This is a genomic window from Paenibacillus litoralis, assembly GCF_046244365.1.
GTDB lineage: Bacteria > Bacillota > Bacilli > Paenibacillales > NBRC-103111 > Paenibacillus_V.
The window spans coordinates 7,965,447-7,989,555 of record NZ_CP176395.1; the positions used below are offsets into that span (position 1 = coordinate 7,965,447).

Genomic DNA, 24,109 nt, shown 5'->3' on the forward strand with positions numbered 1-24,109 from the left:
TCACCTCCGCCATTTTTCCGTAATCAGCCGTTCCGTTTAATCGCCGCTCGGGCCAGCTCGTCGCAGCGGTTGTTGAACTCGTTGTCGCTGTGGCCTTTTACCTTAATATACTCCACGCGGTGCTTTTCCATCAGCTCGTTAAGCTGCTTCCAAAGCTCCTGATTCTCTACGGGCTGGCCCTTGCTGTTCTTCCAGCCGTTGCGCAGCCAATTGCGCATCCAGCCTTGCTTAAAGCAGTTCACAACGTAAGCCGAATCGCTGTACAGCTTTACCGAACAGGCTTCCTTGAGCGTGCGGAGCGATTCGATAACCGCCTGCAGCTCCATTCGGTTGTTCGTCGCAACCTTCTCTCCGCCCGACATTTCTTTGCGGTGCTCGCCGTAGAACAAGATGGCGCCCCAGCCGCCGGGACCGGGATTGCCCGAACAAGCGCCGTCCGTGTATATCGTCACTTCCTTCAATCCCTTTCCCCTTCCTTCCCTCTGTTTCTCCACATATCGTAGTAGGCGTATACCCTTTTGTCGTTAAACGGCTCCGCGCGCCGTTCCAATCGCCCGAGCAATCCCGATAGGCCTGCCTGCACCTTCTCTTCGATCATCGGAGAGTAGTGGTATACCGCTTTATGCCGCTCGTACTCATCTTCGTCCACGAGTACCGTCTCTCCGTTCATCATCCGAATGACATCCAGATCGTAATCGATATAGGTCACCACCTGACCCGCCTCATACGGCGGAGAAGCTACGTTGCAGTAATACCGGATACCGTTATGCTCCAGCAAGGCGACGATATTGAACCATTGTCCGGGGATAAAAAAAGACACACCGGGAACTTTGCTTGTCCACTCTGTGCCGTCGGCTTCGCGAATGCGCGTATGGCTGTTGACAAACACGAGCATCCCCTCCGCTGCGTGATCGGGATGCAGGGCGTTCGCGGGAACGCGCCAATTTTGGAGCCATACCCGGTGCAGGCGGCCGTCATGCTTGAAGCTTTTGATCGTATAGTTCATGCGGTTGTCACCGTGCCCTTTAGCTCTTTACATACAAGAAAAGCATATCTGCAATGGATTTGCAAGATATGCTCGGATTTCCCTATTCATCATCGTGATTCCTGCACTTCGTTCGATGCGTCCGGGATGCTTTATCTGTCTCGTTCCTAGCCGTTCACGATGCTAAGCTGCTTCAGCGGCTTGTTGAAATCCGCCTGGACGTAACCTGCCGATTCATAAACCGGCAAAATCGGTTCGTTGTGCTCGTCCACCGTAATGTAAATCTTCCTGACATTCCGCTGGGCGAACCGCTGCTTAAGCGATTGAATCATCGCTTTGCCGATTCCTTTACGCTGGTGGTCGGTGTGTACGGCGATCCGGTAGTAATACCCGTTGTTGTTGTCAATCGTTCCGATAATGACCCCTACGATTTCTTCTTCTTCCTCCGCGACTAGCACAAGCTCGCTATCCCAAGACAGCTGTCTGGCGATCGCGCGGATCGTTTCACGGTAGCACTCTTCCGAAAGCACGCTTTGCAGCACACGGGTTACGGCAACATAATCCGACAATTGAAAGGAACGAACAAGCATGTTAGGTCTCTCCCCGTTGTGGTCTAAAAGAAGTCTTAATTAAGAAATACGACAAAAAACGAGGAAATCCTGCTTTAACCGACACAAAATCGTAAAAAAGTTAACAAAAATTTAAGAAACTAAACGAAAATGGCTGAAAACGCTTAAATTTAAGCGCTTTCAGAGTTTCGGCAAAGCGGGATAGCCCTTTCGCAGAGAAGGGACGGGGGTGGGATTTCAGCCGTTCTTCCCCCCCGTACCCGTTCCCACTGCTCACCTTTCCTGCTTCCTGTTACGCCTTTGTCCCTAACCGTCTTCCGCTCATTCCTCGTTAAAGCGCCGTCCTGCCGGTTCTTTATGAGGGGAACCCTATTTTTTGGCCAGTTGCTCGTTGTCTTCTTTAATCGCATCCTGCAGCCCTTTGCTGTCGTAGCCCTTGACGATGTCCTGCCACATTTTGACCGCGTCGTCTTTACCGAGCGCCACCTTGATCAGATCCTCATACGCTTTGATCGCGCTAAGCTTATCCTTGGCCGGTGTCTGCATCGCGGAGATGTCCCAGTTGATCGGCGTCGGCTTGACGTTGTCCATCTGTTTTCTAAAAAATGTCCAGACCGGTTAATAAAGATTGTCCATAGCGGCATCGTGTACCGTTGGTCTTTCTGCTAAATAGTCCATAAGAAGAGTAAAAGTTTCCCATATATCCCGGACATGGTATAATGAAATTCGAATAACGGACGGTGGATGTGACCGACGGCGCAGCCTTCTTGCAAGGAGGTGATGGCCTTGGTCATACTTGTGGCGCTGCTTGACTGCCTGAAATGGATAGCTACCTTACTGAGCTTGTTTTTCAGTCTAAGGAAACTTTTCAAATGGCTTAAAAGACGGCAAAACATGCGAAAAAACCACCGTGATTAGGTTGGACCCCTGACCGGTGGCTTTTCGCTGATTCACATTGAATTATGCGCGCCGTGGGTGTCCACAGCTTCGTTGTTCAGAGGGTCGTTACGTGTTAGCGCACGTAACGTCTCTTTTTTATTGTATCCAGTGCTATGCATACATAATACCATATCGTATTGTTTTTCGCCATCCTCACAACGGCCTGTTCCGGTACTGCGTAGGCGTTTGGCCGGTCACCTTCTTGAACAGGCGGGTAAAATAAAAATAGTCGTGGAAGCCGCACCGCTCGGCGATCTCCCCCACCGGAAGCTCCTCCTTGTCAAGGAGCTCGCAGGCGCTGCCGATTCGGAGCTTGGCAATGTAGCCGGTGAACGTATCGCCCGTTTCTTTACGAAACAGCTGGCTAATATAGCTCGGGTTCATGAAGTGGCTCTCCGCCAGTCCTCGCAGCGACAAATCTTCACGAAAATGAAGATTCGCGTAATGCAAAATCGCCTTGAACGTCTTGCAGATCGATCCACGTTCCGTTCTCGCCGGAGATGACGATGTCGAGAATGCCTTCCATCAGGTTTTTCTGGTTGATGATGAAGCTGTTCAGCTTCTGATATATAACGAACTGCACGCCCCCGATCGTCGATACCGCCAGGATGAGCAGTTGGGAACGTATGGACAGCTTGCGTAAAAAAGACACGGACAACCTTCCCCTCGAGTCCGGATAAGCGGGTAAGCCCTCGCCGGAATATACGCTTTGCGGCTTGTATGAACGTATCTGCCATCATGCTCCAACGGGTCCTCGGGCAGGAGCCAGGCCGGATCAATCAATAAACGTGCGGAAGGGCGGTCCCTGTCCGGCATGGGACGGGCTTTACGTCACCTGGATGGCTGCGCTCATCTTGCGCACGTATTCTTTGGGCGAGCATTCGTTGTACCGGCGGAACAGCTCGTAGAAATGGGCCATGTTCGTGATGCCGACCTGCTCCGCTACGCGGTTGATGCTAGAGTCCTGCGTCAGCAGCAGCCGCTCGGCCTTGCGGATCCGCCGGACGTTGACGAAATCGATGAAGGAAATGCCCATCACCTTCTTAAAATAACGGGAAAAATACGAATAACTCATGTTGGCGAGGCCGCTTACATCCTCCAGCAATATTCGAGTCTCCAAATGGCGGTCGACATGTTCGATGACCGGCCGGATCACAGACATTCCTTCGGTGTCGTATTCCTGCAGCAGTTCTTGCCGGTCGTTCCGCACGAGCAGCAGCAATATTTTTTTCATCAGCATGCTGGCGGCGATCTCGTAGCCGCGCGAACGGTCGTTCATCTCCCCGTGCATATCCATAATAATGCCGCCTACCTCGCGGTTAACGTCGGCATTCTGCCGGAACATGTAGTTCAATCGACTAAGCGGCTGTTCAAGCTCGGCAAAAAAACGGTAGTGCACCATCATCGCCGGATCGAAATACGGCTGCAAATCGAATTGCAGGACGATATAGGATACCGGCTCGTCCGTCTTTTTGCGCGTGTTGTGCAGCTGCGACGAGCCGACCAGCAGAACGTCCCCCGCATGGAGCGTGCACGGCTCCTCGTTCTCGATCATGACCTCCATCGTCCCGCGTTCGACGTACAACAGCTCGAGCTCCTTATGGTAATGCCATCGCCTTCCCCATTCGCTGGCCTTGCCTCCGTACTCGATCCGCCATATTTTGATGCATAAAATCGGATTCTGATACTGAACCTGTTCATTGTATATCTCTTTGTCCACCGGCTTCTTCCCTCCTCGGCATGACAACAAAATTGGATACAACTGCGCAAAAAATCGCCATATCTATGAAAGGCTTTGCGTACTATGCTTGGGTTATAGCAAAAATTATAAACAATCGGGATACGGAATTCGAGCTAAACTTGCTTCGCCGCGAGCCGTAGGCCCCTAATTAAGGAGAGAGACCGATATGGGAGACGTTACACGCGTCACGATTTGGAACGAGTACCGCCACGAGAAAGTGCACGACCGCGTTCGCGAGGTTTACCCGGAAGGCATTCATACCGTCATCGCATCCGGCTTGACCGACGGCTTCGCCGTACGCACCGCGACGCTTGACGAACCGGAGCACGGGCTGACCGAGGAAGTGCTTAACGATACCGACGTGCTGATCTGGTGGGGCCATATGGCGCACGGCGAAGTCAGCGACGAAATCGTCAACCGCGTTCATCAGAGAGTGCTTCGCGGGATGGGGCTGGTCGTGCTTCACTCCGGACATTTCTCGAAAATTTTCAAAAAGCTGATGGGTACAGGCTGCGACCTGAAATGGCGCGAGGCGCGCGAAAAAGAGCGGCTGTGGGTCGTATCGCCCGGCCATCCAATCGCCGAAGGCATCGGCGAATATATCGAGCTGCCGGAAGAGGAAATGTACGGGGAGCATTTTGACATCCCTCAGCCGGATGAGCTGGTGTTCGTAAGCTGGTTCGAAGGCGGCGAAGTATTCCGCAGCGGCTGCACCTTTTCCCGCGGTCAGGGCAAAATCTTTTACTTCCGTCCGGGTCACGAAACGCACCCTACTTACTATAATACGCAAATTCAGCGGGTTATCGCCAATGCGGCGAAATGGGCTGCGCCGTCGACCCGTCCGTATCCGAAATACGGCCACGCGCCGGTACCGATCGAAACGATCAAACCGAAAGACGCATAAAAAGACGACAGCGGGCCAGTTTGGATAGCTGCGCCGGGGTAGGAGCATACCATGAAAACGAACAAAATCGTCATTGTCGGCTGCGGCAATATGTCTCACGCGTGGGTAAAGACCGCCTTGGCGCGGCAAGATGCGGAGATCGTCGCGCTCGTCGATATTAAGGAAGAGAGTGCCAAACGGCTCTCCGAGGCGTTCAGCCTGGATGTCCCTTTCTTTACCGACGTTCAGGAAGCGATTCGCGGAACGAATGCCACTCTCGTCTTCGACGTTTCGATTCCGGAAGCGCGCAAGCAAATCGTGACCGCGTCCCTCGAGGCCGGCTGCGACGTGTTCAGCGAAAAACCGATGGCCGTTTCCCTCGGGGATGCCAGGGAGTTAGCGGCTGCGGCCGAACGCAGCGACCGGACGTACGCCGTTATGCAGAACCGTAGGTATACCAAAGGAATTCGCGCCTTGAAGGGACTTCTAGCAGAAGGAACCATTGGACAACCGGGTATGGTTTGCGCCGATTTTTTCCTTGGCCCGCATTTCGGCGGCTTCCGCGACGCGATGGCGAGTCCGCTTCTGCTGGACATGGCCATCCATACGTTCGATCAAGCGCGTTTTCTGATCGGCTCCGATCCCGTCTCCGTCTATTGCGCCGAATTTAATCCGGCCGGCTCCTGGTATCAAGGCAGCGCCGCCGCCGTCTGCCTGTTCGAGTTTGCGGACGGCAGCGTCTTCAGCTACCGGGGCTCGTGGTGCGCGGAAGGCGCCCCCACCTCATGGGAGGCCGCTTGGCGCATAACGGGAAGCGGCGGCACCGCCATGTGGGACGGCAGCGCCCCTCCGTACGCCGAAATCCCCGTGTCCGGCGGGCAATCCTCGTTGATCCGCGAAACCCGCAGGACCGAAGCTCCGCTTTCGTGGCCGGGGGAGGTAGGGCACGCGGGCTGCTTGGAGGAAATGTTCGCGGCAAGGCAAGCGGGACGGCGTGCGGAAACGGATTGCACAGACAATCTGAAGAGCATCGCCATGGTGTTCGGCGCACTCGAAAGCAGTGCGAAGGGCGTCAAGGTTTCGCTGGTTTAGCGGCGTTATGAAACCATTGCCTCTAATAAGGAGTTCCAGTCGGACTCCCTCGATAACCGTCTCTCCGCTATTGTGCGGGGTGGCGGTTTTTCGTTTGGAGAATGAGGAAGGTGCAATCGGGGCGTCTGATGAATAGAAAAGGGAGGCGGATTGGAGCAAATACGAACGGGGTACTATAGCGAAATGCCGCTCCCCCTGCCATCTTCGTTTTTCAAATGGACAAGGAATCTTTACGCAAACGACGTAAAAATTAGGAATAAACGATTTGGCAGCTGGAGCATAATAAACAAGGCATTTGAAGATGCCAAAATGCGACGAACACCCGTGTTTCAAGCCGTTAACCGAATTGGCGGCGACTTTCGATACATACATGTTGATTTATTATCGAAATTGCGGGATAATAGAGAAGTCACCATACATATTTAGGAGGGTTTGAACCATGGCACACCAATTGCCTGCGTTACCGTATTCGAACAATGCGCTTGAGCCGCACATCGACGAACAAACGATGATGATTCACCACGACCGTCACCACAATGCATACGTGACGAACCTGAATGCCGCTCTGGAAGGGCATGCAGACCTGCAAGCCAAGTCGATCGAAGATCTGATCGCAGACCTGAACGCCGTTCCTGAGAACATTCGTGCAGCAGTCCGCAACAACGGCGGCGGCCATGCAAACCACTCCCTATTCTGGGAAGTTATCGGACCAAACGGCGGCGGCGAGCCAACTGGCGCGCTTGCAGACGCAATCAACAACGAGCTTGGCGGATTCGCCAAATTCAAAGAAGACTTCGCTAAAGCCGGCGCTACACGTTTCGGCAGCGGCTGGGCATGGTTGTCCGTTGACAAAAGCGGCAAGCTTGTCGTAAGCAGCACACCTAACCAAGACAGCCCGATCATGGAAGGCAACACGCCGATCCTCGGGATGGACGTTTGGGAGCATGCCTACTACCTGAAATACCAAAACAAACGCCCTGACTACATCGCAGCGTTCTGGAACGTTGTAAACTGGGCGGAAGTCGGCAAACGCTACGAAGCAGCTAAGTAATAAGCTTTGACTTTGCTAACCATAAGCGGCAGCGATGCCGCGCAAGCAGAAAGCCCCGATACCGGCCGGTATCGGGGCTTTCTGCTTGCCTCTTCGAGCTTCCTGTGGAGGAGCCGGATTCATGGTAGGGGGAATGCAACTACGCAGCTCCTTTTCCCCCTCCAATCCGGGATAGCATACGGCTATATCCCACCATGGAGTAATAAGGTAACTGCCGTGATAATTAGGTTCACCGTTGTGAACCTGAGCCCGGGCGCCGTTTCTTCACCGTCGTGGCATACAAAGAGCAGCTAAAGATATACCTGAATCCAACGTTGGGAGCGTAATGCCAACCTCGCTTCTTCTCCCTACCATGGAATGTAAAGTAACTTAGTAATGGCTAGGTCCACCGTTGGGAGCGTAATGCCAACTTCGATTCTTCACCCCACCGTGGAATGTAAAGCAACTTAGTAATACCTAGGCCCACCGTTGTGAACGTAATGCCAACCTTCGATTCTTCCCCCACCGCGGCATGTAAAGTAACTTAGTAATGCCTAGATTCACCGTTGTGATCGTAATGCCAACTTCGTTTCTTCTCCCCACCGTGGAATGTAAAGTAACTTAGTATTTCCTAGGTCCACCGTTGTGAGCGTAATGCCGACTTCGCTTCTTCTCCCCACCGTGGAATGTAAAGTATCTTAGGATTTCCTAGGCCCACCGTTGGGAGCGTAATGCCGACTTCGCTTCTTCTCCCCACCGTGGAATGTAAAGTATCTTAGGATTTCCTAGGCCCACCGTTGCGAGCGTAATGCCAACCTCGCTTCTTCTCCCCACCGTGGAATGTAAAGTATCTTAGGATTTCCTAGACCCACCGTTGGGAGCGAAATGCCGACTTCGCTTCTTCTCTCGTGGGATTAGCGCAGCTTAGTGAAGCAAGGTTCACTATTAGTGAACGTAACTTCACTATCTCCCCTTCATATTGGAACAATATGCAGCATAGTGAAGCTAGCTTCACTATTAGTGAACTTGAGGGCAATTTCGGATCGGCCCCTCAATTATGGAGTCTTACAGTGAATTGCTTGGTTTTTCTTAGTTTCTCATTTCTTCACAGAGGCTTCATAGTGCTATCTTGATCGCAGGCAACTTGTTGGCCTTCCAAGCTTCGTAGAACTGTGCAGGACTCATTCGCTTTAAGCTGCCGTGGAAGCGCCTCTGGTTGTAAAAATCGAGGTATCGATGAACGGATTCGTATGCTTCTTCAAAGGTGCTGTAATCTTCTTTGGCGAACAAATCCCGCTGAATGATGCTATGGAACGATTCGATGTATGCGTTCATGTTCGGCGTTTTAGGCGGGATCCGTTCATGGATCAGTGGGTCTTGCTCATCCTCTAGGCACATCTCACCAAACCGATTACTGACGAATTGAGGTCCGTTATCCGTCCGGACGACAGGTTTCTTCTCGCCGGGTTGTATACGGTCCTCTAAGGCCCGTTTCACCGCTGTACAGACGTCTTTAGCCTCACAGCTGGATCCGAGGTGATACCCGACAATCGCGCGGTCAAATACATCAATGATGTCAAACAGAAAAAAGAAACGGTCATATCCAGCCACATACCCATATTTGATATCCATTTGCCATAGCTGATTCGGCCCTGTCACCAACCGGTTTTGAGGTAGGCGCCGTGGATGTTTAAACTTCTTGCGCCGCTGCTTCTGAAGGATGCCTAGCTTCTTACAAAGTCGGTATGCCTTCTTATGGTTCACCACGAGTCCCCGCTGGACGTATAGAGCATGGGCTAGGTTCCGGTAGCCATACCCCTGTTCCTCGCCCTCCACCAGTTCCATCAGCCATTCTTCGATCTGGGCATCACTGACTTTTTGCCCATGGATCGTTGTGGAATACTGGGAGTAGGGGCGGCCTACAGGAACCGGCTTTATCTTAGAGCCGTACTGCTGCTCCGAACGCCGTTTCTTTCGGGAGTAGTAGGTCGATTCATTCACGCCGACCAAGCGCAGCACGATGGCTGCATGATAGCCCCGCTTTATATATTTGTCGGCTATTTCGATTTTGTCTTGTAAGCGGGGTTGGTCTTTTTTACGAGGTCACGTAAAATTTCGATCTCTAAGTCTTTTTCCCCGAGCAACTTTACGGCCTTCTCGTACTTATTTTCTAACTCCTGAACACGCTTGGAGTCCGAAATTCGCTCTTCAACGGAAAGGACGGCTTCATCTCCGTACCTTTCTTTGTAAAACTTCACCCAGTTGTGAATGGTTTTAGGAGTAACGCTGTATTTGCGGGCTAAGTAGGCAACCCGGGTTCCACCAAGAGCTTCCTGAGCTACCTTGATTCGCATTTCATCGTAGATGGTTGTACTCTTCATAGGACTCATCCCCCTCATCACTAGTGTAATTCATTTCACTGTGATGACTCCATTCCAATTTTGGGGCTTAAGAGATTTAGTGACGTTTGGTTCACTATGCAGCAAAAAAGGCCTTAACACGGGGCAAATAGTGAACTTTGATTCACTAATAATGAACCCGTGTTCACTATGTGGCGTATCTGAGTGGGATATTCGTAGATAGCCAGGTATAGCTTATCATTTTCTGCTTTTGCCTTTGCCTTTGCCTTTGCCTTTGCCTTTGTCTTTGCCTTTGTCTTTGCCTTTACCTCTGCCTCTCCCCTATCCTTACCCCCTATCCCCCACCAATACAGCCTACTACTACGCCCACATCCGCAGCCACCATACGCCCGCCCATTCGGGCACGAATCCGGCTTTGCGGAACTCCCCTGCCGCTACGCGATCCGCCAGCGCGTTTCCAAAAAAGAATCGCGTCAGCTCCTCCGCTTCCTTGCCGTCTTCAAACTGGTAGTCCGTACGGATCCACGTATGGGAAAAACCGTATTCGCGCTTGAGCGCATCGTAGTAGCCGCGCAAGATGTCCGGCGCCTGCGGCGTTTCCGTTCCGGTGCCAAGCGTCTCAAACAGCACGATCGTGCCGTTCGGGCGGAGCACCCGCTTGATTTCGGCGATCGTTTGGGCCAAATGGTCCCGCCAGCCGGATACGTCCGAATTGGCGATATAGCAGACGCTCCATCCGGAAACGATCAGATCGGCGCTCCGGTCGGGAAGCGGCAGCGACCGGTGATCGCCGGTCACGGTGCGCCAGTTGTTCAGACCGCTTGCTCTTAGCCGGGCTTCGGTCACGGCCAGCATCGCCGGAGAACGGTCGACGGCGGTCACCGACTTCGCGACAGGGGCCAACAGACGCGCAAAGCGTCCTGTTCCCGCCCCCAGATCGACGACATCCAGCCCCTCAGCCGGACAAATATCCTGAAGCTGCGCAAGGATATTGCCTTCGCAGTCGGCCCCGTCTATCAGCTTCTCGTACCCCTCGGCATGGCGGGCATAAATCTCTTCGTGGGATGGCATAATGGAAATCCTCGCTTTCGTGTTGTCGTAAATGACAACTTTATCGTAAGCGTTGACCTAAGGTGAAGCTCAATCCCTTTTTTTATGAGGATGCCTGATTCCAGCTTTCCGTTAATGCCGGCAAAGCCTCCAAAAAAAGCGAAAATGCAACTTTTCCCTTTCCTTCTCGTCTAGTAGACAAGCCCAGGCCAATTATTGGGATCAATCAGGAAAGGGGCCCTCTCTTATGCCAATGGAAGAAGAAGTACTCCCGCTGCTTAAATTCGGATTCGGAATCGTCATGGCGGTTGCCTTTGCCGTAGTCATCGGCCTCTGGTTCATTCACAAAAAAACCGCCTTTGCCTGGATACTCACGCACCTGCTGCTGTTCAGCTTCGCGGCAGCCGGCTTCCTAGGCATTCTGTCGCCGGACCGCAGCCAAGACGGAATGGCCTCCGAAAACAACTCGCTGCTCATCGCGGGATACGGCGTATTATGGGCGGCTTCGATGATCTGCTTATTGATCGGTCTCATCGTGTTTGCGGCGGATCGCAGGCGATAAACGAATCGATCCCAGACATTCTATTCGAACAGGCAGGTTCCCGCAATACGCTTGAGCGGCTTGCGAACTGCCGCGGACTCATTCGCTGCCAGCGTGACGGCGAGCGTTTCCAGCGCATCCGTGTAGCTGCCAAGCACCATTTCCTGAGAGCGGCTCTGCACCGCGTCGATGAACCTACGGTCCTGCTCCATGTAGAAATCCATGCGGGACAACTCCGTCACGTCCTGCCGATCGTCCACGATCCGCAGGCTGTTGCCGTTCAACTGGACATAAAAGTTCCGTCCCGTGATCTCTACCTCGGAGCGTACCACTTGCGGCAGCGTGCACGTATTGCTGACATTTCCGACGGCACCGCCTTCCAGCCGCAGCGCGACCGTCCCGACATCATAGATCGTAGCCGCAGAATCGTCCTGCCGGATCGCCCGGATGTCGAATTGGGCGAACACTTCGTCGATCTCGCCTGCCAAATAGCGGATCAGATCGATCTGATGCGTCGTCTGGTCGACAAGTTGATCGCCGGACAACTCCACCCGCCGCCACCATGCCGGCACATGAGCGCCGCCGAATCGATAGGCTAGCGCCATGTCCGTCTGCTTATCCTCTAAGTAGCGCTTTGCCTTCTGCACCGTATCCAAATAGCGGAGGCAGTAGCCCGATGAATGGATAACCCCGCTTTCCCGTACCAGCTTTTCCTTCCGGATAACCTGCTCCAAGTCCAGCCCGAGTGGCTTCTCCACAAGAACGTGAATACCGCGGGATACCGCTTCGATTTCCGTATCGTCGCGCGCGAACTGCGGGGAGCAGACGAACAGCGCGTCGATACCGCTATCAAGCAGCTCCATCGTGCTTTCGAAGCCCTTTGCCCCGAATGAGACGGCCGCCTCCTGCGTTTTGTCCTTATCGATATCGTAAATGGCGGTAGTCTCGACGCCCGGCATTGCCCAACCTTGATCAATGAGCGCGGGCAATTTCACCCATGCCGATAAAACCGACTTTCGTTTTCACCTTATCTCTCCTTTGTTCTCATAAAATGTAATGGAGCCGGTTTGCCCTTCGCCGCACACCGGACGAAGCACATACACGACTCCATCGTAAGACAAGCATCATAAAAAGCGATGTCTCAAACCTCAAGCCAGCTTTTCAAATCGTCCACCGTCTGCCGGATGTCCCGCTCCTGCTCCTCGCCGTGCACTTCCCGCTCGATTATGAGTTCTCCGCTGAAGCCTCTTTCCTTAAGCAGCCTGATCAATAACGGAAAGTTCACTTTCCCGAGTCCCGTACGGACCTCGCGTCCAAGAGCATTTCCGTTCGTAGGATAAAAGCCGTCTTTGACATGGACGTTACGGACATAACCGCCGATAACATCAAGTGCATCAATCGGATTGCCTTTCCCGTACAAAATCAAATTGGCAGGATCCAGATTAATGCCAAGGTTCGATGTCCCGACCCGCTCGATCGTGCGGAGCAGAACAATAGGCGTTTCCTGCCCGGTTTCGAACCAGAACCCGATGCCAAGCCTATCACAATATTCGGCAACCTCCCGGATCGCCTCTACGACCGCCGGATAAGCGGGATCAGTCATGTTTTCCGGTATGAAGCCGCAATGCGTAATGATCGCCGGCGCCCCGATACGGACGGCAAAATCGACCCATCGCTTGAAGTACAACGACAAGAAAATATACTCATTAGCGACATGAAAATCCCGACAATCAAGAAAGATACAATTATACAACAAAGGCAACCGATCACTTTTTATTGTAATATTAGATACCCTTCATTCCAAAATCTAATAGAAACTGCAGCGGCGCAACCTCGTTGGATCAATCTTTGTAAGAACTGGATGCCCCTCCTTGCGAAGCCCGATAAAGTTCTTCTTGGGGATACGCACTGAATAAACCTTATTTCCTTTCACAAATAAGGCAAAGTAACGATCTACAGATCGAGCAAGATAAGCAAAGCGCGCTCTATTTTGGCATGTACATGCCCTCTTTACTGTGCTTTTTCTTTTGCAGGAGCAGCTTGATTTAACCGCAGAAGGGTTCTGCTTTTCGCAGAAACAACTCGTTTTAGCCGTTGAACTGCCTCCGTGTTTTTTGTGACAAGAACAGCCCAATAATATCGCCTCCCAACTCTCGTTATTTATATTGGATTCGATAATAGGGAGAAATGCTTGGACTAATGACTCAAAATAAAAAGGAGCATCCTCATCACGAGAAAGCCCGCTCAATCTCACAAATTCAAATACACTGCCCGTTAGGTTAGCCACCTTCACTTTACTTCGACAAAAGGGTCAAGTTCTTGTCGTTCGTCCGCAACAAGAACTTGACCCTTTTAACGATAAGAACCTGACCCTGGAATAACCTGATCGCCCGTGATCAGGATATCAAAGTAGACATTGATCTCGCTGCCAGTTTCCGCAGAAATCCAAGGAGGTAGCACAAGTTTGTAACCCTTCATGCTAATCACTCAATTTCGCTAAATTTAATTCAAGTCCAGTGCCCCGTCAAACTAAGCTCCGATTTAAGACTATGGGGAGCGACTCATTCGAAAAGCTGGAAATTTTTTTTCGCATACGATTTCATTAATTGCTTTATAGTAGACCTATTACGTCCTCCATTATTGTACAAAAAGCAACTTCCTCTATTATTTTCGTCTCTGCTGAAATCAAGATTTCCCTATGTCCCCAACATTCCGTTCAAACCAAAACGGATCGCCGTCATCCAAGCAGTCTGAGCACGACGATTCCGGCGAGCGTCAACAGCGCCCCTGCCGTTTCCATGCGGCTGAAGGGATCGCGGAGAATAAGCCGCGCATAAAGCAGGATGAGCACGACGCTCATAGCGCTAATTGCCGAAACGAGACCGGTTACGCCATACTTGAAAGCGGGCATAAGCAAAACCATCCCGGATATGTTGGTTATTCCGACAACCATACCCCAAACCACCGTTTTTCCGTATGGCCACAGGTCATCCTCCACGGCAGGCAGGACCGCCGTTTTCTCTTCGTCATCCGTACCTGCCAGCTTGGAGACGGCCGCTTCGGCGGCCGCCAATTGGAATGAACGGCCGGCAACGGACAACGCCTTTGCCGGCCTAGCCTTCAAGACGCTGCGCAGCCAGGTTGAGAAGAACATAGCCGTTCCCGTCCCGTACATAAGCGTCAGTGTCGGAAAAGTAAACCCGTTCCAGATCGTCGCTTGCTTTGAGGACAAGTCGGTAACGGCAAAACCGAGCATTGCGATGATCGCCCATTGCACGCCGTTCAGATTGGAGAACGACAGTTCGTTGGAATAGCGGATCATAACAATCCCGCCCAAAATGACGACGAAGGCAATGATTTGGCCGAAGTTAAGCTTCTCCTGCCATAAGACGTATGCCCCTACAATGACGACAACGGCCGGCAACGCCGTAATAATGGCAACGAGCGATGTTTTGCCGACAGCGAAGCCTTTGTACATCGAGGCGTTCGAAATGTAGGAAAACAAGCCCATAACAAGTCCCATCAGCGCGCCTTCCGTCCATGGCTGGCCGGTGATCGACGTTGCCGTCAAGGAGACGATTGTTCCGAATAAGTAAACGCCGAACAGCATCAGGCTCCGGTCGAGCGGTTTTTGCGAGGTCCATTGGTACAAGATGCCCCGCAGTCCGAAACAAATGGCCGCTGCTGAAGCGTATGCTATCCACATATGTGCAAACCCCTTTATGATGCCATAAAATGAATTTTTTCTAACCTAGCGCTTATAGACCCAGTCGGGCAAACTGCTCCTCCGGCGCATCGCTCTCTCGCATAAGCCGGATCAATATGGCGATCATTCTTTCCTCAAGAGCTCGATTTTGCAACGGGTTAGCCTGTCCGGGATCGTCTTGCAAATCGAACAGCAAGTTGCCGGTGAACAAGTGCTCGTAGCCGGTCCGAGGGACAAACCCTCCGGATTTCACTTTCAATACGGGACACCCCTTCGTAAAAGACAACGGGGAAACAAGCTTTGCCGATCGCAGCTCATCCGTTCGAAAAGGCGCTTTCATATGAGTCGGCATTAATGTGTATTCATACAAGTCTTCATTGAAAGGCTGCGCAGGCTGTCTCATATAGACATACCGGCCGTCGGTGCAATTGACGTGTCCGCCGAACACGCCGAACAGACAGGCTTCGCGTACAGTCTTGTTGTCTGCAACCGCCTCCTTCAGCGATTTCCCCTGCATGTCGCCGGGAATATCCAGCCCGAAAAAATCCAGCAAGGTCGGCGCCAAATCAATCGTCTGCACCAGGCAGTCGCATCGTACTCCCGCCCTCTTGCTGCGAGGGTCCCAAATAAACAGCGGCGTGTGGACGACCTCGTTATAGAACGGCTGCACGACCTTTCCCCACCAATCATGTTCGCCCAACAAAAAACCGTGATCCGTGTTGACAATAAGCATCGTATCTTCCCATAGATCGTACTCATCCATCAAGTCCAGCACTTTCCCCAATTGCTCGTCGCACATGGTGACTAATGCCGAATACTCCAGCTTGCAGTGTTCGGCTTGTTCGGACGTTTCCTGCACTTTCCTGTAAGCGGGCCAATCGAAATGCGGTCCGTCGTAATCGTGCTCATAATACCTTTTATAGGGTTCCGGAGAGTGGAAAGGCTCGTGCGGATCGAATGTTTCGACCTGCAAAAACCATTGATCCTCTTTATGATTGCACCGGATAAAATCAAGTCCCAGCTCGAACGTTTTCAATTGAGGATGACTGCCCGGCTTCTGCGTATGCTTGCGGTTGATCCAATCCTGCCGGACATGCTTGACATGCGTATTGGCATTAACGCCAATCGCTTGTACAGGATAGGCGGGGTCCAGCACCTCGCCTTTCCACGGATCCCCTTCCTGTCCCCGGACGATTTCCCAGCTGTTATACCGATTATGGTAGGTGGCCCCGCCATCTTCCCAGTAGTGGTAATGATCGCTGATCAGATGCGTATAAACGCCGGCATTTTGCAAAAGCTGCGGCATCGAATCGTCGAACGGCTCGAGCGGCCCCCAGCTTCGGTGAAGAAAATTATATCTTCCCGTATGGAGCTCCCTTCTCGCAGGCATACAAGGGAGGCTTGCCGAATAACTGTTGTCGAACGTCACGGTCTTCCTTGCAAGGCGGGCAAAATGAGGAGCATGAATATCCTCGCAGCCATATGGGGGAAGCATATGCCGGTTCAAGGAATCAAACATGACCATGATGGCCCTCATTTGAGCTGCACCTCTTCCCCGCGTTGATAAGCTTCTTTATAAACATCGACCATCTTTTGCAAGCCAAGCCCTTTGATCTCGGTTACGAACTTATCCCACTCGCTCAAGCTGCGATCGCCCATAACGAATTTCGCCACGTTCTCTTGCAGATGCTTCTTGATCGCCTCGCCCGTCAATGACAAAACCTCGTTCTCCTTCGCGTTGAAAGCCGGCCGCGGCTGCAAGGGCATATCATACTTGCGTGCTTCCGTGTACGCGTTTTGCAATTGGGAGGAGAATAAGGAAATATGCGCATCGTAATCGATCCATGTGTAAGTGCCGTTCGTAGCCATCCCGGTTTTGGCACGGAGGTCCGGTACGGACGTGAAACCGGGCACAAATTTTTTCTTGCCGTTCTCAACCGTGAACGTTTCCCCTTCTTTTCCCCAGCTGCTCATTTCACGGGCTTCCTCCGAATAAAAGAAATCCATGTATTTCATGACATCTTTGATGTTTTTGGACGTCGAAGCGACAGTCAAACCGTCGTCAACCACTTGAAGGTTCGGATTTTGCCGCTTGCCGCCCGGCGTTCCCGCAGGTGGGGCCATGAAATCCAGATTGAATTGCGGATTGTCCTTACGCATCGACGGGTTGAACAAATCGATTCGTCCAATATAATCGGCGGTAATGAACGCTTTGTTAGTCGAAATCAAATCCTGCCACTGCTTCGTCTGCATTGTCATCCAGTCCGGCGGAATAAGCCCTTCCTTGTAGAATCGGTTCATGTATTCGATAAGCGTTTTGAAGCTGTCTTCGATCGGGCCGTATTTCCACTCTTTCTTGTCAAAATCATAGTACATGCCGTTAAAGGTTTCAAAATTCGCCGACATATTCGTCAAAATATCCAGCGTTTGCCCGCGGTCGAAAGCGAACGGATACGTATCCGGGTAAAGCTCCTTAAGCTTCTTCATAACGGCATACAATTCTTCGTAGTCGTCGGGTGCCTTCAGCCCATGCTTGTCGAATATGTCCTTGCGGTACAACCAAATATTCCGGTTCGTTTCTCCGAACCCCTGATTAGGGAGTATATACATTTTGCCGTCCGCGCTTATTGCTCGCTTTGCCATTTCCGGATAGCTTTCGATCCATTTCTTGAAATTCGGCATCGAATCGACGTAGTCAAGTATATTCGCAAGCGCTCCTTGTTCCCCGTACTTATTGGCCAAAGTTGAGCTCATGAAGATCAGATCGGGCAAACTTCCCGATGCCATCGTCAAGCTGATCGTATCGTTCAAGGTGCCGGAAGGAAGCGTGACATCGAAGGTCACACCGGTTTTTTCCTCGATCCATTTCCAAATCGGCCATTCTTTCTTGTAGGGGAACGTCGGATTCGATGAGGTCAGCATCGTGAATTTCTTGTCAATCTTCCGGACCGCTCCGGATTGTTCTCCGTTCTCATCGCCTTTTGGAACTTGTTTCGGTTCGCTGCTGCATCCGGCAATCAGCAGAACGGCCATTATGGAAACCATTAGCAGCGATATCGTCTTCTTCATGAGTTGCTCATCTCCTGCGTCAAATTTTCGCTATCCTTTTACAGCTCCTATCAAAGCTCCCTTGACAAAGTACTTTTGCAGGAACGGATACACAAGGAGGATCGGAAGCGTCGATACCATAATCGTGGCAAACTTCAAGGAATCTTCCATAACGAGATTGTCCGCATTCGATAGATCCGAAGCGCTTCCAGCCAGTACAATATTTCTTAAGATAACTTGAAGCGGGAATAAGTCCGGATTTCGCAAATACATGAGCGGCAGCATAAAATTGTTCCAAATCCCCACCGCATAAAATAATCCGATCGTGGCGAACGCCGCTTGAGAAAGCGGGACCGCAATACGGAAAAAAATACCGATGTCCGTTAAGCCGTCCATGCGCCCCGATTCTTCCAGTTCTTTGGGAATCCCGCTAAAAAACGTGCGCATCATGATCAGATTCCAGCTGCTGACCGCGCCGGGCAGCAGCATGGCCCAAATCGTATCCATCAGGTGAAGCGATTTCACAACCAGAAAGGTCGGGATCATGCCGCCGCCGAAAAACATCGTGAATACGACAAGAAACGTAAACGTTTTGTGCAAGCTCATGTCTTTGCGGGATAAGGCGTAGGCGCCCATGGAGGTCACAAGCAGCGATAAGCAAGTGCCCAGCGCCGTATAAACAATCGTGTTGCGGTATGCCGTCCAAATGTCGCCGTTGCGGAACACGGCCTTATACGTCTCGACATTCAGCCCTTTGGGCCATAACATCACATCGTTCTTCATGACATGTATATTGTCGCTCAGCGATACGGCGGCCATGTAAACGAACGGATATAACGTAGCCGCAATGACGGCCAGCATAATCATCGAATTGAGGACGGAGAACCATGTTATCTTTTTCGCCACAAGAACCTCCCGATCGTCATGATTTCAAAACCTGCGTTTTCGCAGCGGCCGGCGCCTTTACCACAAACTGCTTTCCCCGGCTTTACGGCTCAAATAATTGGCGGAGAATACAAAAACAAAGCTAATGATGCTCGTAAACAAGTCGATGGCGGCAGCGTAGCTGTAATTGCCTTGGACAAGTCCGATCCGATAAACGTAAGTGCTCATAATATCGGCCGTTTCGTATGTGGCCGGGTTGTAGAGCAGGAATACTTTCTCAAAGCCGATATCGAGTATATGCCCGACATCCAGAATGAACATGATGACGATCGCCGGCGCAATTCCGGGAAGCGTCACATGGAGCAGCCTGCCCCAGCGATTGGCGCCGTCAAGCTCGGCGGCCTCGTACTGCTGCGGATCGATCGTTGTGAGCGCTGCCAAATAAATGATCGCCGACCAGCCCATGTGCTGCCAAATATCCGAGATGACGTATATGGCGCGGAACAGTTCTTTATCCATCATAAAGTTGACCGGCTGGAATCCGAAAACGCTGATGAACCGGTTTACAATCCCTCCGGTAGGCGACAAGAACATAATCACCATGCTGGCCACAACTACGTTGGATATAAAATGCGGCAAATAGCTGACGGTTTGTACGAACCGTTTAAAGAACGCATGCTTGACCTCATTAAGCAGCAGCGCAAAAGCGATCGGTGCCGAAAATCCGAACAGCAGCTTGTAAATGCCGAGCAAAAACGTGTTTCGAATCAGCTTAAAAAAATCGAGGTTCTCAAAAAACATAGAATAGTACTTAAAGCCGACCCACTCGCTTGCCCAAATCCCCTTAAACACGTTGAAATCTTTAAACGAAACGACAAGCCCGAACATGGGAGCGTATTTAAAAACCAGATAATACACCAAACACGGAAAAAATAAAAGCCACAAATATTTGCTTCGCCGCCAATGCCGCCTTAAACCGGATCGGTTTGCCGCAGCTGATACGCCCGTTGTTGATGCCAAGCCCAGACCCCCATTGTTACCTTTGCCTCCCAAAGCTCCTCCTCCTTTCCCTTACGGGTTAGCTCAAGCAGCCTCAGCGTAACAGACACGGTCTCCTAAAGATATTGACATCTCTACCTGCGCATCGGCGTTCTCACCAAAAACGGAGTGGATGAAGACGTTTCAAAGAAAATGAATATTGTTGGCTTGGTATAACGATGTTAGGATTGTTTTATAAACGGGGCTCGGAGAACGAAGACTTTGTATGCCGACAAATTGGGGGCCGCATTTATGATGAAGAAAATTGTACCGATGTGGAAATCGAAATCGCTATTTACCATGCTGCTGATCAGTTTCCTGACGATTATCGGTTTGCTGGTATCGTTTGCCTTCTTTTCTTCCTTCATTCTAAAAAACAAAATCTACGATGAAATCATCAAGTATAACGATGCGAATTTGGAGACGGCCGTTGCCGGTTACGAAAAGCAATTCAAATTTGTTTCAACGACTTTGCTGAATTTTTATATCAACGATAAGGTAAGCGCTCTCAGAAAAATGACGGAACGGACCGATTATGTCATGATGAGCGCCGTGCGCGCAGAGCTGCAGGCCTCGGTATCGAATCCGTTTCTATTTTTGGACAACATCATCCTTTACTTCAAGCGGAATGACATGGTATTGGAGAAGGAAGGAACGAACAAGGCGGAAACGATGTTTGCGAAGTTTTACAAAAGCGACCGCTATCCGCCCGAATATTGGAAGCGGCAATTCGAGGAATCCTACAACAGCCGCATGCTGCCTTCCGCGCCGTTTGTCGAGGTCGCTTTGCAGGCAAACCATTCGAAAGGAACGCTTCTGCCGCTCATCGTCAAATCCAAATTCGTCGACGATATGTATATGATTGCGATGCTGGATGCCGACCGGCTTTTCCAGTCGCTTCATGCTTCCATCAATAGAACGTTCTATATACTGGACGCAGACGGGCAGCTGATTTATTCCTCCGCTTTGAACGGAAGAACGGATATCCCCGTATCTTTCGAGTGGGGGGAACGATGGACGAAGCGCGGAACCGACTACTTTTTCTATCAAAAAGGTCCGGAAACCGGTTTTACGTACGTGAACATCATCCCGGCCAAAAGCATCTCATCGCAGCTGCTGAAGTTGAATAGCGTTCTTGTCATCCTGCTTATCGTATCGGTTGCAATCAGTATCGGGGCATCCGTCCTGTTTACCATTCGGTTCAATAACCCGATTCAAAAAATGATCCGGTCCGTGCTGCAGCTTAACCGGGTTAAGCCGCTGCACAGCCGTATTCAGGAATTCGATCTGCTCAGCAGCAAAATCGGTCAAATCCTCGAATCGAACGAGAACATTAATAACGATTTAGTCAAAAAAAATTCGCTGCTGCGCACCTACGCTTTCACGAACCGGATCAAAGAAATCTATATGAATGCGCATGATTTCGGCGACTTGGCCGAGACGGACAAGCCATTCGTTTTTATCCTGTTCCGTTTCAGGTTTAAAGAAGAGCCAGAGGCCCGGCTGCAAGACGGTACGAATAAGGAGCTCTATTTCTTTCGGGAGTATATCGATTTAACGCTTACGCAAAACCATAAAGAAACGGTTACCTTTCAGACGGAGAAAGATCGGATTTTGTCCGTTGTATCCGTCAATCCGGATGAAGCCGATGTTGCGGATACGCTTGAACAAATCATAAGGCCTTTTGAGGCCGACCGTACATCCTGTATTCCGACCATCGCCTTGAGCGACATCTATCCGGACTCTTCCCACTTTACGAAAGCGTATGAGCAGGTACAGATCAGGATCGGCATGCGCGTACTGAATGACGAAATCCAAATCATCGACAGAAGTCCGGCTAAGCAGCCGAAATTCGCGTTTACGGGGCTGCAGGAGCATGAGCTGGAGGCCAAATTGACTTCCGGCAGCGAAGAAGCCGCCTTTTTATGGATGAAACGCATACTGGAGCAGATGGAGAAAAACCAGGAAACCGCCGAGACGGTAGCGACTTTCGCTTTGGAAACGGCGGATCTATTGAATCGGATCATCATGAAGGTGAACGGCAGGCTTTTGAATGAATGCGAAGCCCCTGAGCTTGTCTATAAACAGATCAAAGGCTTTTACTCCTATCGGCAATTTGAAAAATGGTTCGAGAACCTGCTTCAGTCGGCAGTACATGGTTTAAAAAAAGCCTCGGAAAATCGCGATCCGATTATTAGCTACGTTTTTCATTATCTAGAGAATCACTACAATACGGATATCTCGTTGGACATGCTGTCCGAGCATCTGAACATTACCGCCAACTATTTATCCACCTATTTCAAAGACAAAACCGGCCTAAACATCAGCGACTGTTTAAACGACCTCCGTGTGAGAAAAGCCAAAGAAATGCTTTGCCATGTCGATCATAAAATCGTAGAAATCGCTACAAATGTGGGCTATCAGAACGTCAACTCGTTTATCCGCATGTTCAAACGATTTACCGGGGTAACGCCCGGCGAATTTCGCAAAATGCACGCAGCGAGTCCGGAGAGCAGCATGCGCGAAGGCGATGCTTCCATCTAAATAAGCACCTCTGGTGCGAAACGCTCATGTCGCTCGTACGTTATAGCGGGATTTTCATGTCATGAAAAAAACGACAAGAAGTTCTCCCCAAATGAAAAAGAACCTTGATATATCAAGGTTCTTTTTTGGGATTTTTATGTCGTTGTACTCTTGAGCGCGTCTATCCTCGCATCCCGGTATGCTTCCGGTACAAAGCCTAACGTAACCGGTCCCTCGGTGAAATTCCATTCAGCCGGTCCGGGCACCCCCGCCCACATGGCGCATACCCGTACATCCGCCGCTTTCGCCTCGCGTACGACCTGTTCAGCCACCTCCTGCGTAGTCAAACCGGTATCCCAACTAACCAACTGGCAAACATGAAGCCCGAACCGGCTTACATGCCCGAAGCAATCGCCGCCGTTCGCGAGCGTATTAATGACGCCAATTTCCACTACACTTCATCCTTCCTCCAGTACGCATGTGATCAGACCGCCACCATACAGCACTACAATCTACACAAAATAAAACGAGCCTATATGTTTATCCGTCAGATCGAATTGTATCGACATATTGATTAGAGCGTTGGTCAGCGCTCCGCTTACGGAAACATAGGCGTCAGGACCGGACACATCGAGCGTCACCGCCAGATCCCTGCTTTGCACCACATCGACCCTCGGCAGCGACATTTGCCAATTACCTGTGGAGTGCTTGAAGGCTTGATAAACGGATTCTCGCGCAGCCGTTTGACCGGGTACGTTCTGATTGTTTATGATCGCATACGAAATGTTGACCTTTAGCCACCCTAGACTATTCGGGCTGAAATTTTTGAATCGGGCAATTACCTCGCCTGCCGAGTAATCCTTAATGTTCGTATAACGGATCGTGTCGGTGAACGTATAATCTTCTGCATCTACCGGTATCTGTATGCCTTTCTTCATCGCATTGGTAGAGTAGCAGACGATCTCCTGCCCCATTTGCGAGTCGCCCGGGATGACCGCCAGCCGTTTTGCCGTCTTGCCCCATCAGGAAACCGTATACCGTTGACTAACTTCCAGTACATGCTGTTATACTCCGGCGTAGACTGATCGGCTGCGCCTCCGATGAGATAATCCCCTACTCTTATATGACTAGGCATGTTGATGTATTCGCCGATTTTCACAGGCGTGCCGGATGATATATCCAGAGCGACGGTCTTTGAAAAAATCGTGCTGTACCCGCCTACCGTCATCACTCCATTGGTTATATTCGCGTAGCGGGGGAGGTAAACCCCGGGAATCGTGAATGTTCCCCTGCCGTACACGTTCCCGTATTCGTCTATATCGAGCCGCGTAATATTATCGGTAGCCGTCCATGTGATGAGGTAGTGTATCGATCCGTTGGACGCGATCGTCGCATTCCCTAGCGCTCCAACGCTGAATTGCGTTTCGTTAGACGGCACGCCATTCACAATATCGAATCTGTCAATCTTCCCAAGCCCCAGTTGCAGGCGTAGAGCCTTCCGTTAATGATGCGGCAGGACTGCACAAACCCTTCATATTTACGCGTGATTTCGAGCTTGAAATGCAAAGCGGTGTCAACGATCCGGTACACTTTAATTTTATCCCCTGCAAAAACAAAGACTTTGTCGTTATGAATTGCCATCGCTACCCGATATTGGGTCGCTTCAAGATCGGCAAGGCAATACACCGGAGAACATTCGCTCCAGCACTTCATCTCACT

25 protein-coding genes are annotated in these 24,109 nt (G+C 51.1%); 5 read left to right on the plus strand and 20 right to left on the minus strand.

Going from position 1 to position 24,109, the window contains the following annotated elements; all coding sequences use genetic code 11:
* Positions 1 to 23: 23 nt before the first annotated feature.
* The 7 genes from rnhA to ACKGJP_RS33465 all read right to left on the minus strand — a co-directional run bounded on the left by rnhA (position 24) and on the right by ACKGJP_RS33465 (position 4,213).
* A complete protein-coding gene (gene rnhA, locus ACKGJP_RS33435; protein ID WP_409343043.1) occupies positions 24 to 461 on the minus strand; it encodes a ribonuclease HI in 438 nt (145 codons plus the stop codon).
* A complete protein-coding gene (locus ACKGJP_RS33440; RefSeq protein WP_409343044.1) occupies positions 458 to 1,006 on the minus strand; it encodes a DUF402 domain-containing protein in 549 nt (182 codons plus the stop codon). The genes rnhA and ACKGJP_RS33440 overlap by 4 nt, the downstream gene beginning before the upstream one ends.
* Positions 1,007 to 1,152: 146 nt before the next feature.
* Entirely contained in the window at positions 1,153 to 1,575 is a 423-nt protein-coding gene (locus ACKGJP_RS33445) for a GNAT family N-acetyltransferase (protein ID WP_409343045.1), read from the minus strand.
* 348 nt (positions 1,576 to 1,923) lie between these two features.
* Complete coding sequence (locus ACKGJP_RS33450) at positions 1,924 to 2,145, minus strand: hypothetical protein (RefSeq protein ID WP_409343046.1); 222 nt, start codon at positions 2,143 to 2,145, stop codon at positions 1,924 to 1,926.
* 501 nt (positions 2,146 to 2,646) lie between these two features.
* A complete protein-coding gene (locus ACKGJP_RS33455; RefSeq protein WP_409343047.1) occupies positions 2,647 to 2,943 on the minus strand; it encodes a helix-turn-helix transcriptional regulator in 297 nt (98 codons plus the stop codon).
* On the minus strand, positions 2,915 to 3,145 hold the full coding sequence (locus tag ACKGJP_RS33460) for a hypothetical protein (protein ID WP_409343048.1): 231 nt from the start codon (positions 3,143 to 3,145) through the stop codon (positions 2,915 to 2,917). The genes ACKGJP_RS33455 and ACKGJP_RS33460 overlap by 29 nt, the downstream gene beginning before the upstream one ends.
* Before the next feature lie 174 nt (positions 3,146 to 3,319).
* Positions 3,320 to 4,213: an AraC family transcriptional regulator gene (locus ACKGJP_RS33465; protein ID WP_409343049.1), complete on the minus strand. Its 894-nt coding sequence runs from the start codon at positions 4,211 to 4,213 to the stop codon at positions 3,320 to 3,322.
* Between the two features lie 187 nt (positions 4,214 to 4,400).
* Between ACKGJP_RS33465 and ACKGJP_RS33470 the strand changes: the two genes are divergently transcribed.
* The 3 genes from ACKGJP_RS33470 to ACKGJP_RS33480 all read left to right on the plus strand — a co-directional run bounded on the left by ACKGJP_RS33470 (position 4,401) and on the right by ACKGJP_RS33480 (position 7,260).
* Entirely contained in the window at positions 4,401 to 5,138 is a 738-nt protein-coding gene (locus tag ACKGJP_RS33470; RefSeq protein WP_409343050.1) for a ThuA domain-containing protein, read from the plus strand.
* A 51-nt stretch (positions 5,139 to 5,189) separates the two neighbouring features.
* Positions 5,190 to 6,209, plus strand: coding sequence for a Gfo/Idh/MocA family protein (locus ACKGJP_RS33475; protein ID WP_409343051.1), 1,020 nt, complete (start codon positions 5,190 to 5,192; stop codon positions 6,207 to 6,209).
* Positions 6,210 to 6,648: 439 nt separating this feature from the next.
* A complete protein-coding gene (locus ACKGJP_RS33480; RefSeq protein WP_409343052.1) occupies positions 6,649 to 7,260 on the plus strand; it encodes a superoxide dismutase in 612 nt (203 codons plus the stop codon).
* Positions 7,261 to 8,355: 1,095 nt separating this feature from the next.
* Here ACKGJP_RS33480 and ACKGJP_RS33485 read toward each other — a convergent pair.
* From ACKGJP_RS33485 to ACKGJP_RS33495, 3 genes are all read right to left on the minus strand, one after another.
* Positions 8,356 to 9,258 (minus strand): IS3 family transposase, encoded by a 903-nt coding sequence (locus ACKGJP_RS33485; RefSeq protein ID WP_409343053.1) that lies wholly within the window; start codon positions 9,256 to 9,258, stop codon positions 8,356 to 8,358.
* Positions 9,259 to 9,296: 38 nt separating this feature from the next.
* Positions 9,297 to 9,620, minus strand: a complete 324-nt coding sequence (locus ACKGJP_RS33490; protein WP_409343054.1) for a transposase — start codon at positions 9,618 to 9,620, stop codon at positions 9,297 to 9,299.
* A gap of 339 nt (positions 9,621 to 9,959) precedes the next feature.
* Positions 9,960 to 10,670, minus strand: coding sequence for a class I SAM-dependent methyltransferase (locus tag ACKGJP_RS33495; protein ID WP_409343055.1), 711 nt, complete (start codon positions 10,668 to 10,670; stop codon positions 9,960 to 9,962).
* Between the two features lie 226 nt (positions 10,671 to 10,896).
* Between ACKGJP_RS33495 and ACKGJP_RS33500 the strand changes: the two genes are divergently transcribed.
* On the plus strand, positions 10,897 to 11,211 hold the full coding sequence (locus ACKGJP_RS33500) for a hypothetical protein (RefSeq protein ID WP_409343056.1): 315 nt from the start codon (positions 10,897 to 10,899) through the stop codon (positions 11,209 to 11,211).
* Positions 11,212 to 11,231: 20 nt separating this feature from the next.
* Here the strand turns inward: ACKGJP_RS33500 and ACKGJP_RS33505 are convergent, their stop codons facing one another.
* From ACKGJP_RS33505 to ACKGJP_RS33535, 7 genes are all read right to left on the minus strand, one after another.
* Entirely contained in the window at positions 11,232 to 12,149 is a 918-nt protein-coding gene (locus ACKGJP_RS33505) for a Gfo/Idh/MocA family protein (protein ID WP_409343057.1), read from the minus strand.
* 182 nt (positions 12,150 to 12,331) lie between these two features.
* Positions 12,332 to 12,883, minus strand: a complete 552-nt coding sequence (locus tag ACKGJP_RS33510) for a sugar phosphate isomerase/epimerase family protein (RefSeq protein ID WP_409343058.1) — start codon at positions 12,881 to 12,883, stop codon at positions 12,332 to 12,334.
* Positions 12,884 to 13,927: 1,044 nt separating this feature from the next.
* Positions 13,928 to 14,896, minus strand: a complete 969-nt coding sequence (locus ACKGJP_RS33515) for an EamA family transporter (protein ID WP_409343059.1) — start codon at positions 14,894 to 14,896, stop codon at positions 13,928 to 13,930.
* A 52-nt stretch (positions 14,897 to 14,948) separates the two neighbouring features.
* Positions 14,949 to 16,433: a sulfatase gene (locus tag ACKGJP_RS33520; RefSeq protein ID WP_409343060.1), complete on the minus strand. Its 1,485-nt coding sequence runs from the start codon at positions 16,431 to 16,433 to the stop codon at positions 14,949 to 14,951.
* Complete coding sequence (locus ACKGJP_RS33525) at positions 16,430 to 17,965, minus strand: extracellular solute-binding protein (RefSeq protein WP_409343061.1); 1,536 nt, start codon at positions 17,963 to 17,965, stop codon at positions 16,430 to 16,432. Before ACKGJP_RS33525 ends, ACKGJP_RS33520 begins: the two co-directional genes overlap by 4 nt.
* A 30-nt stretch (positions 17,966 to 17,995) precedes the next feature.
* Entirely contained in the window at positions 17,996 to 18,850 is an 855-nt protein-coding gene (locus ACKGJP_RS33530; protein WP_409343062.1) for a carbohydrate ABC transporter permease, read from the minus strand.
* 57 nt (positions 18,851 to 18,907) lie between these two features.
* Positions 18,908 to 19,849 carry an ABC transporter permease gene (locus ACKGJP_RS33535; protein WP_409347332.1) on the minus strand — a complete coding sequence of 314 codons (942 nt, stop codon included), beginning with the start codon at positions 19,847 to 19,849 and terminating at the stop codon, positions 18,908 to 18,910.
* A gap of 270 nt (positions 19,850 to 20,119) precedes the next feature.
* On the opposite strand from ACKGJP_RS33535, the gene ACKGJP_RS33540 reads away from it, so the two are divergent.
* Positions 20,120 to 22,411, plus strand: coding sequence for a helix-turn-helix domain-containing protein (locus ACKGJP_RS33540; protein WP_409343063.1), 2,292 nt, complete (start codon positions 20,120 to 20,122; stop codon positions 22,409 to 22,411).
* Positions 22,412 to 22,545: 134 nt separating this feature from the next.
* Here the strand turns inward: ACKGJP_RS33540 and ACKGJP_RS33545 are convergent, their stop codons facing one another.
* From ACKGJP_RS33545 to ACKGJP_RS33555, 3 genes are all read right to left on the minus strand, one after another.
* On the minus strand, positions 22,546 to 22,842 hold the full coding sequence (locus ACKGJP_RS33545) for a hypothetical protein (protein WP_409343064.1): 297 nt from the start codon (positions 22,840 to 22,842) through the stop codon (positions 22,546 to 22,548).
* 60 nt (positions 22,843 to 22,902) lie between these two features.
* Positions 22,903 to 23,364, minus strand: a complete 462-nt coding sequence (locus tag ACKGJP_RS33550) for a hypothetical protein (RefSeq protein WP_409343065.1) — start codon at positions 23,362 to 23,364, stop codon at positions 22,903 to 22,905.
* Between the two features lie 469 nt (positions 23,365 to 23,833).
* Entirely contained in the window at positions 23,834 to 24,103 is a 270-nt protein-coding gene (locus tag ACKGJP_RS33555; RefSeq protein ID WP_409343066.1) for a hypothetical protein, read from the minus strand.
* Between the last annotated feature and the right edge of the window lie 6 nt (positions 24,104 to 24,109).

Coding starts and splice junctions, on each gene's coding strand:
- ACKGJP_RS33440 (WP_409343044.1), bottom strand. CDS start 1,006: ATGAACTATACGATCAAAAGCTTCAAGCATGACGGCCGCCTGCACCGG.
- ACKGJP_RS33445 (WP_409343045.1), bottom strand. CDS start 1,575: ATGCTTGTTCGTTCCTTTCAATTGTCGGATTATGTTGCCGTAACCCGT.
- ACKGJP_RS33450 (WP_409343046.1), bottom strand. CDS start 2,145: ATGGACAACGTCAAGCCGACGCCGATCAACTGGGACATCTCCGCGATG.
- ACKGJP_RS33470 (WP_409343050.1), top strand. CDS start 4,401: ATGGGAGACGTTACACGCGTCACGATTTGGAACGAGTACCGCCACGAG.
- ACKGJP_RS33475 (WP_409343051.1), top strand. CDS start 5,190: ATGAAAACGAACAAAATCGTCATTGTCGGCTGCGGCAATATGTCTCAC.
- ACKGJP_RS33480 (WP_409343052.1), top strand. CDS start 6,649: ATGGCACACCAATTGCCTGCGTTACCGTATTCGAACAATGCGCTTGAG.
- ACKGJP_RS33490 (WP_409343054.1), bottom strand. CDS start 9,620: ATGAAGAGTACAACCATCTACGATGAAATGCGAATCAAGGTAGCTCAG.
- ACKGJP_RS33495 (WP_409343055.1), bottom strand. CDS start 10,670: ATGCCATCCCACGAAGAGATTTATGCCCGCCATGCCGAGGGGTACGAG.
- ACKGJP_RS33500 (WP_409343056.1), top strand. CDS start 10,897: ATGCCAATGGAAGAAGAAGTACTCCCGCTGCTTAAATTCGGATTCGGA.
- ACKGJP_RS33505 (WP_409343057.1), bottom strand. CDS start 12,149: ATGCCGGGCGTCGAGACTACCGCCATTTACGATATCGATAAGGACAAA.
- ACKGJP_RS33515 (WP_409343059.1), bottom strand. CDS start 14,896: ATGTGGATAGCATACGCTTCAGCAGCGGCCATTTGTTTCGGACTGCGG.
- ACKGJP_RS33520 (WP_409343060.1), bottom strand. CDS start 16,433: ATGAGGGCCATCATGGTCATGTTTGATTCCTTGAACCGGCATATGCTT.
- ACKGJP_RS33525 (WP_409343061.1), bottom strand. CDS start 17,965: ATGAAGAAGACGATATCGCTGCTAATGGTTTCCATAATGGCCGTTCTG.
- ACKGJP_RS33540 (WP_409343063.1), top strand. CDS start 20,120: ATGATGAAGAAAATTGTACCGATGTGGAAATCGAAATCGCTATTTACC.
- ACKGJP_RS33550 (WP_409343065.1), bottom strand. CDS start 23,364: ATGGGGCAGGAGATCGTCTGCTACTCTACCAATGCGATGAAGAAAGGC.
- ACKGJP_RS33555 (WP_409343066.1), bottom strand. CDS start 24,103: ATGAAGTGCTGGAGCGAATGTTCTCCGGTGTATTGCCTTGCCGATCTT.